Origin of the sequence: Bacteroides sp. 2_2_4, from assembly GCF_000157055.1 — a bacterium.
In the GTDB taxonomy this organism is placed as follows: Bacteria; Bacteroidota; Bacteroidia; order Bacteroidales; family Bacteroidaceae; genus Bacteroides; species Bacteroides ovatus.
The window spans coordinates 97,263-105,172 of the sequence record NZ_EQ973371.1 but is presented as its reverse complement, the minus strand read 5'-3'; the positions used below and the strand labels follow the sequence as shown (position 1 = coordinate 105,172).

Annotated in this window: 4 protein-coding genes and 1 pseudogene; 3 read left to right on the top strand and 2 right to left on the bottom strand. The window is 42.8% G+C overall.

Going from position 1 to position 7,910, the window contains the following annotated elements:
• Both BSCG_RS02820 and BSCG_RS02825 read left to right on the top strand, forming a co-directional pair.
• A pseudogene (locus tag BSCG_RS02820) lies at nt 1-288 on the top strand (efflux RND transporter periplasmic adaptor subunit); the annotation flags it as partial.
• Between the two features lie 14 nt (nt 289-302).
• Complete coding sequence (locus BSCG_RS02825; RefSeq protein WP_008777337.1) at nt 303-3,428, top strand: efflux RND transporter permease subunit; 3,126 nt, start codon at nt 303-305, stop codon at nt 3,426-3,428.
• Between the two features lie 87 nt (nt 3,429-3,515).
• Here BSCG_RS02825 and BSCG_RS02830 read toward each other — a convergent pair whose 3' ends face one another.
• Nucleotides 3,516-4,847 (bottom strand): sensor histidine kinase, encoded by a 1,332-nt coding sequence (locus BSCG_RS02830; protein WP_008777336.1) that lies wholly within the window; start codon nt 4,845-4,847, stop codon nt 3,516-3,518.
• A 23-nt stretch (nt 4,848-4,870) separates the two neighbouring features.
• Nucleotides 4,871-5,545, bottom strand: a complete 675-nt coding sequence (locus tag BSCG_RS02835) for a response regulator transcription factor (RefSeq protein ID WP_004303523.1) — start codon at nt 5,543-5,545, stop codon at nt 4,871-4,873.
• A gap of 118 nt (nt 5,546-5,663) precedes the next feature.
• Here BSCG_RS02835 and BSCG_RS02840 point away from each other — a divergent pair, with 118 nt between their 5' ends.
• Complete coding sequence (locus tag BSCG_RS02840) at nt 5,664-7,673, top strand: glycoside hydrolase family 97 protein (RefSeq protein ID WP_008777335.1); 2,010 nt, start codon at nt 5,664-5,666, stop codon at nt 7,671-7,673.
• The last annotated feature ends 237 nt before the right edge of the window (nt 7,674-7,910 follow it).

Sequence of the window (7,910 nt, the reverse complement as noted above, 5' to 3'; positions counted from 1 at the left end):
TTGAAGAATGAAGAATATTTGTTGAAACCGGGGATGTTTACGAATGTAAGTGTGAAATGTAAAGCGGATGGAACTTCTATGCCTCGTATCGATGCTCATGCACTGGTATTTGAAGGAGGAAAGAATTATGTGGTCGTGGTGGAGCCGGATCAGCGTTTGCAGGTGAAAGAGGTGGATGTGTACAAGCAGTTGAGCAAGGAGTGCTATATCCGTTCCGGACTTTCCGAGGGAGACAGAGTGCTGAATAATAATGTATTGTTGGTATATAATGCGTTGAATGCAGATTAAAAACAGAAAATAGTATGCACAAATTCATAGATAATATAGTGGCTTTCTCGCTGAAGAATAAATTCTTTATTTTCTTCTGTACAGCGATTGCCGTTATAGCCGGAGCTGTTTCCTTTAAACATACTCCGATAGATGCTTTCCCGGATGTGACGAATACGAAAGTGACGATTATCACGCAATGGCCGGGACGTAGTGCCGAAGAGGTAGAGAAGTTTATCACCATTCCTGTTGAGATTGCGATGAATCCCGTTCAGAAGAAAACGGATATTCGTTCCACCACTCTTTTCGGGCTTTCTGTCATCAATGTAATGTTTGAAGATCGTGTCGATGATTTCACAGCACGTCAACAGGTATATAATTTATTGAATGATGCCGACCTTCCGGACGGGGTAACTCCGGAAGTACAACCTCTGTATGGACCGACGGGAGAAATATTCCGTTATACGCTTCGTAGTGACAAGCGCAGTGTGCGGGAACTGAAAACGATTCAGGATTGGGTGATCGAACGTAATCTCCGTTCGGTATCCGGCGTAGCGGATATTGTGAGCTTCGGCGGGGAGGTGAAGACGTTTGAGGTAAGTGTGAATTCTCACCAGTTGATTAATTATGGCATTACCTCTTTGGAACTGTATGATGCGATAGCTAAAAGTAATATCAATGTAGGAGGAGATGTTATCACTAAAAGTTCGCAAGCTTATGTGGTTCGTGGAATCGGTTTGATTAACGATCTGGATGAATTGAGAAATATCGTAGTGAAAAACATCAATGGCACTCCGATTCTGGTGAAGAATCTTGCCGATGTACACGAATCCTGTTTGCCTCGTTTGGGACAAGTGGGCCGAATGGATGAAAATGATGTTGTACAGGGGATTGTAGTCATGCGGAAAGGAGAGAATCCGGGTGAGGTGATTGCCAACCTGAAAGATAAAATAGAGGACTTGAATCAGAATGTACTTCCGAAAGATGTGAAGATAGTGGCATTCTATGACCGGGAGGACTTGGTGAATCTGGCGGTAAAGACTGTGACGCATAATCTGATTGAAGGAATATTATTGGTTACGTTTATTGTATTGATCTTTATGGCAGATTGGCGGACTACCGTGATTGTTGCTGTCGTTATCCCATTAGCCCTTTTGTTCGCATTTATCTGTTTACGGGTGATGGGAATGTCCGCCAATCTGCTTTCTATGGGAGCCATAGACTTCGGTATTATTATTGATGGGGCCGTGGTGATGGTGGAAGGAGTGTTTGTGGCTTTGGACAAGAAAGCGAGGGAAGTGGGGATGCCTGCTTTTAATGTGATGTCTAAAATGGGCTTGATCCGTAACACGGCAAAAGACAAGGCGAAAGCGGTTTTCTTCTCCAAATTGATTATCATCACTGCATTGATTCCTATCTTCTCTTTCCAGAAGGTAGAAGGAAAGATGTTCTCTCCTTTGGCATACACGCTGGGCTTTGCATTGTTGGGAGCTTTGATCTTTACATTGACATTGGTTCCGGTGATGTCTTCCATGTTACTGAAAAAGAATGTTCGTGAGAAAAATAACCGTTTTGTCCATTTTATCAATGCGAAGTGTTCGGCTCTTTTTGATTTATTCTATGCGCACAGAAAACTGACCATCGGAATGGCAACCGTAATAGCGGGTGTCGGATTATGGCTTTTTTCTTTCCTGGGTACGGAGTTCCTTCCGCAGTTGAATGAGGGATCTATCTATATTCGTGCTACCTTGCCACAAAGCATTTCGCTTGATGAATCGGTGACTCTTGCCAATAAAATGAGAAAGAAACTATTAACGTTTCCGGAAGTGCGGCAAGTGCTGTCGCAAACCGGACGACCGAATGACGGTACAGATGCTACCGGATTCTATAATATCGAGTTCCACGTTGATATTTATCCCGAAAAGGAATGGGAGAGTAAGTTGACAAAACTGGAACTGATTGATAAGATGCAGGAGGATTTATCCATTTATCCCGGCATTGACTTCAATTTCTCACAACCGATTACTGATAATGTGGAGGAAGCAGCTTCCGGTGTGAAAGGATCTATTGCGGTGAAAGTGTTTGGTAAAGACTTGTATGAGTCGGAGAAATATGCGGTTCAGATAGATAAGATCCTTAGTACGGTTCAGGGAATTGAAGACTTGGGTGTGATTCGGAACATCGGTCAGCCGGAGCTTCGTATAGAGTTGAATGAACGCCAGTTGGCGCGTTATGGAGTTGCTAAGGAAGATGTGCAATCAATTATCGAAATGGCTATTGGCGGAAAATCGGCTTCACTGTTGTATGAGGATGAGCGGAAGTTTAATATCATGGTAAGATACAGCGAACAATTCCGTCAGAATGAAGAGGAGATAGGTAAGATATTGGTTCCGGCGATGGATGGAACGATGGTACCTATCAAAGAATTGGCAGATATAACGACGATTACGGGACCGTTATTGATATTCCGTGATAATCACGCTCGTTTCTGTGCAGTGAAATTCTCGGTGAGAGGTCGTGATATGGGTACGGCAGTTGCCGAGGCGCAGAAAAAGGTGAATGCTTCCGTACATCTGCCGGCAGGCTATTCGCTGAAATGGACGGGCGATTTTGAGAACCAGCAACGTGCCACAAAACGTCTGGCACAGGTTGTCCCTATCAGTATTGCTATCATTTTTATCATCTTGTTTATTCTATTCTCTAATGCGCGGGATGCGGGACTGGTATTGCTGAATGTACCGTTCGCTGCCGTGGGTGGTATTGTGGCTCTTCTGATAACGCAGTTCAACTTCTCCATTTCTGCCGGTATCGGTTTTATTGCCTTGTTTGGTATTTGTATTCAGAACGGGGTGATTATGATTTCCGATATAAAGGCGAATCTAAAACTCGGCTCGCCTTTGGAGAAAGCCACTAAGGAAGGAGTGCGCTCGCGTATCCGCCCTGTGATTATGACAGCGGCAATGGCAGCTATCGGTTTGATGCCCGCTGCCATGAGTCATGGAATTGGTTCGGAATCACAGCGTCCGTTGGCGATTGTCATTATCGGTGGATTGATAGGAGCGACTTTCTTTGCTTTGTTTGTCTTTCCTCTTATTGTGGAAGTGGTATATGAACGAATGTTATATGATAAAAATGGAAAGTTATTGCAAAGACGTATTTAGTTCATTTCTATTCTGTGGAAAAAACGTTCATAGATTAAATTTGTAGTTTTCAGTAGGTAGAGAGAGAAAGGGATAAAAGAAGGGTGATTAAAAAATCACCCGTACTTTTGTTCCTTTTTCTATTTCTGAAGATATATCCAGCTTTGCATGATAAGCAGAAATGATTTTCAGGGTCAGGCTAAGTCCGATGCCTTGTCCGGCATAGTCCCGGGTATTACTGCCCCGATAGAAAGATTGGAATATATGTTCTATTTCTTCTTGCGGAATACCGATTCCCCGGTCTTCTATATCAAGAATGACTTGTTGTTGCTCCCGGTAGAGAGTCACATTTACTTCTTTATCAGAATATTTGCAGGCGTTATCTATTATATTTTTTAATGCTATCTTCAACAGATATGGATTGGCTTTTACAGTCATCTGCGGGTCTGTCTCTTCCAAATGAAGATGGATTCTCTCATCGGAAGCTGTCAACTCTTTTAATATATCGGCCAGAATAATCTCTTCAATATTGTTTTTCAGGAGTTCTTCTTCTTGTCGTGAAAGAAAAAGAAGATGCCGGATCAGACTGGATAACCGTTTGCTTTCTGAAGAAATTCGTTGAAGGGATTCAATGTATTCTCCCGTGCTTCTTTCTTTCAGCAGACTGATTTCACATTCTCCCTGAATGGCAGTAATCGGATTGTTCAACTCATGTGAAGCATGACTGACAAAGGACTTTTCTGCCTTGAATGCACTGTCCAAACGGTCGAGCATACTATTTAATGTCTTTATCATGTCCTCCAGTTCGTCATTATTGCCAGTAGTCTTTAATCGGCGGTTCAGACTGTTGGCACGTATTCTTTTCAATTCCTTTAGTATGTGTTGCAGGGGAACCAGAATACGGCCGGAATATATTTTTCCGATAAAAAAGATCAGGACGGAACTGGCTAAGATGAGAAATATGGAAAGCAACAATAAGTGTTCCTTGATTTCTGTTCCGTAGGCATTCCGGGACATGACGAGTACGATAAAGTTGCCTTCATTATCCGGATAATAAAGGGCGGCTCCCAGTTGATCCTTATATTTGAAGGAGAAAGGGATGCTGTCCTGTCCTGCCAGCAGAAGAGCCTGCTGGTGTTGCGTGAGGTATTTATTCAGTGTATCACGTACTTCGGAAAGACTGTCCATATTTAAAAGAATCTCATGGGCTTCAGGCAGGAGTTCGTCATATTTGCGCTGGATAATCTGGTAGCTCTGTTCGTCTACTTCATCTTTTTCCCAATGCTTCTGTGCGGTCAGGTAGGCTTTTTCACGCAGGTAAGAAGCATAGAGCTTATTGATGTACTGCGTACTGAAAATATAAAATACAGCAATGATAATGACAGTAGTCAACACACTGATTAACGTATAGAAAAGAGCTATTTTGGAACCTATTTTCATAGCCGGGATTAGTGTTGGTGAGTTTAAGTATTCATGATATATCCTAATCCTACGACTGTATGGATCAGCTTTTTATCAAAGTCACGATCAATCTTTACCCGGAGATAGTTTACGTAAACATCTACGATATTGGTATTGGTATCAAAATTCTTGTCCCATACATCTTTGAGCAGAGTGATACGTGAGAGGGCAACCCCTTGATGAGTCATGAAATATTCGAGCAGGCGGTATTCTTTAACAGTAAGGTCGATGTCTATGTCACCCCTTTTGGCTTTTCGGGTATTGCAGTCCAATACCAGGTTATCGCAAGTCAATAGATTGGAAGGGACTTCTTTGTTGCGTCTCAACAGGGCTTTGATGCGTGCTTCCAGTTCCTGGAAACTAAAAGGTTTGACGAGATAATCATCTGCTCCCGCATCCAGTCCTTTGACGATGTCTTCGGTTGTTCCTAAAGCTGTCAGCATGATTACCGGGATTTGATACCCGAACATTTGGCGATAAAGGCGGCAAAGCTCCAAACCATTTATTTTAGGCATGATAATGTCCAGTATTAAAAGGTCGAAAGGTTCGTCCTGAAGGATTTTCCAACCCGTATCCCCGTCATGGCAGACGGTTACCGAATGCCCGAATTCTTTTAATCCCCGTTCGATGAAAGAGGCGATATTAATTTCATCTTCAACCAATAGTATCTTTGCCATAATTCAGATTGTTTATGTGCAAAGATACTTTTTTCCTGGCATCCGGAGAAAGAAATCCGCCCTACATTTAAGTGTTTCTCCTTTTTGAGTTGTACTATATACAAACAATAGATATGCTATGAAAATAAATTATGTCATTGGAGCTTTTCTGTGTGTGCTGGGATGTTACGGGTGTAGCAGTCCGAAAACGGAAGTGAAATCGCCGGACGGTCATATCAAAATGGCTTTAACAGTAGATGACAACGGTAAACCGTTGTATAACATTTTAGTAGATGACTCATTGTTGATTGAAAATTCGACATTGGGATTTACGGAGAAAAACGGTATCGACCTGGGCGGAGGATTTCAGATAAAAAACACGACTTTCGACAGTAAAGATGAAACATGGACGCAACCATGGGGTGAAAATAAAACCAATAGGAATCATTATAATGAGATGGCGGTAAATTTGGTCAATAAAGATCAGGTGGAGTTAACTCTCCGTTTCCGTGTGTTTGATGATGGGGTAGGGTTCCGTTATGAATATAATGTGCCCGCAGCGGATTCCCTATTGATTACGGATGAACTGACAACTTTCCGTTTTCGCCAAGACGGTACATCATGGTCTATTCCTGCCAGTGCCGAAACTTATGAATTGCTTTATGCGCAACGTCCCATTTCCGAGGTGGAGACAGCCAATACTCCTTTCACCTTTAAAACTGCCGATGGCGTCTACGGAAGTATTCATGAAGCGGCATTGTACGATTTCTCGGAAATGACTTTGAAGCAGGCAGGAAACTATACGTTGAAAGCTGAACTTGCTCCATGGCCTGATGGTGTGAAAGTGCGTAAAGGTAATCATTTCACTACTTCCTGGCGTACTATTCAGATTGTTCCGGATGCCGTTAGTCTGATTAATTCGGCTATGATTTTAAATCTGAATGAACCAAGTAAAATAGAAACGACCGATTGGATTCGTCCGATGAAATATGTAGGTGTATGGTGGGGGATGCATCTCGGCGTAGAAACCTGGAAGATGGATGAACGTCATGGAGCCACTACTGTCAATGCCAAGAAATACATTGATTTTGCCGCTACCAATCAGATTGAAGGCGTTTTGTTTGAAGGTTGGAATGAAGGCTGGGAAAGCTGGGGTGGTATGCAAAACTTTGACTTTACGAAACCGTATGCTGACTTTGACATTGATGAAGTGGTTCGTTATGCAAAGGAAAAAGGAGTTGAAGTTATCGGCCATCACGAGACCGGAGGGAATATTCCCAACTATGAGCGCCAGATGGATCATGCTATGCAATGGTACACAGACCACGGTATCCATGTCCTTAAGACAGGATATGCGGGAGCTTTCCCGAATGGTTATCTTCATCACAGCCAATATGGGGTCAACCACTATCAGAAAGTGGTGGAAACAGCTGCCCGTCACAAAATGACGCTGGATGCGCACGAACCTATTAAAGATACCGGTATCCGTCGTACATGGCCTAATATGATGACACGTGAAGGAGTGAGAGGGATGGAATGGAATGCATGGAGCGAAGGAAATCCTCCGTCTCATCATGTCATGTTGCCGTTCACCCGTATGCTGTCCGGTCCGCTGGATTATACACCGGGTACGTTTGATATTTTGTTTCTGAACACCAAAGATTCTCCCCGTCGCCAGAAATGGAACGATCAGGATAAAGGAAACAGCCGTGTGAATACAACATTGGCGAAACAGCTTGCTAACTGGGTGATTTTGTATTCTCCCTTGCAGATGGCATCTGATATGATTGAAAATTATGAAGGCCATCCGGCTTTCCAGTTCTTCCGCGATTTCGATCCGGATTGTGACGAATCGAAAGCATTGGCAGGAGAACCGGGGGAATTTGTAGCCATCGTGCGTAAAGCAAAAGGCAACTATTTCTTGGGAGCGGCAACGAACGAGAAACCCCGTACACTGGAAATAAAACTGGATTTCCTGGAACCGGGCAAACAGTATAAAGCTGTCATCTATGCGGATGGAGAGAATGCGGATTGGAAATCAAATCCTACGGATTACCGGATAACGGAACAAACGGTTACTTCTGAAAATACGTTGAACATACGAATGGCTGCCGGAGGCGGACAGGCTATTTCATTTATGGCACTTTAAAAAGATCGATTGATTATAAAGTTAGACTGTTAATAATGGAAATAGGATTCGTTTTTAGGTAGGAAGATAGAAAAATAGGTAGTATAAATAAAGTTAGTTAGAGGTTAGAAAAAACGGTGGACAGTGTTGAGGCTGTTCACCGTTTTTATTATTAAGCATGTTCTCATTATCAGTTTATATAATCCGTGCCTAATACTATGAGAATTATTGCAAGGATACTCATTGTGTTATCCGGGA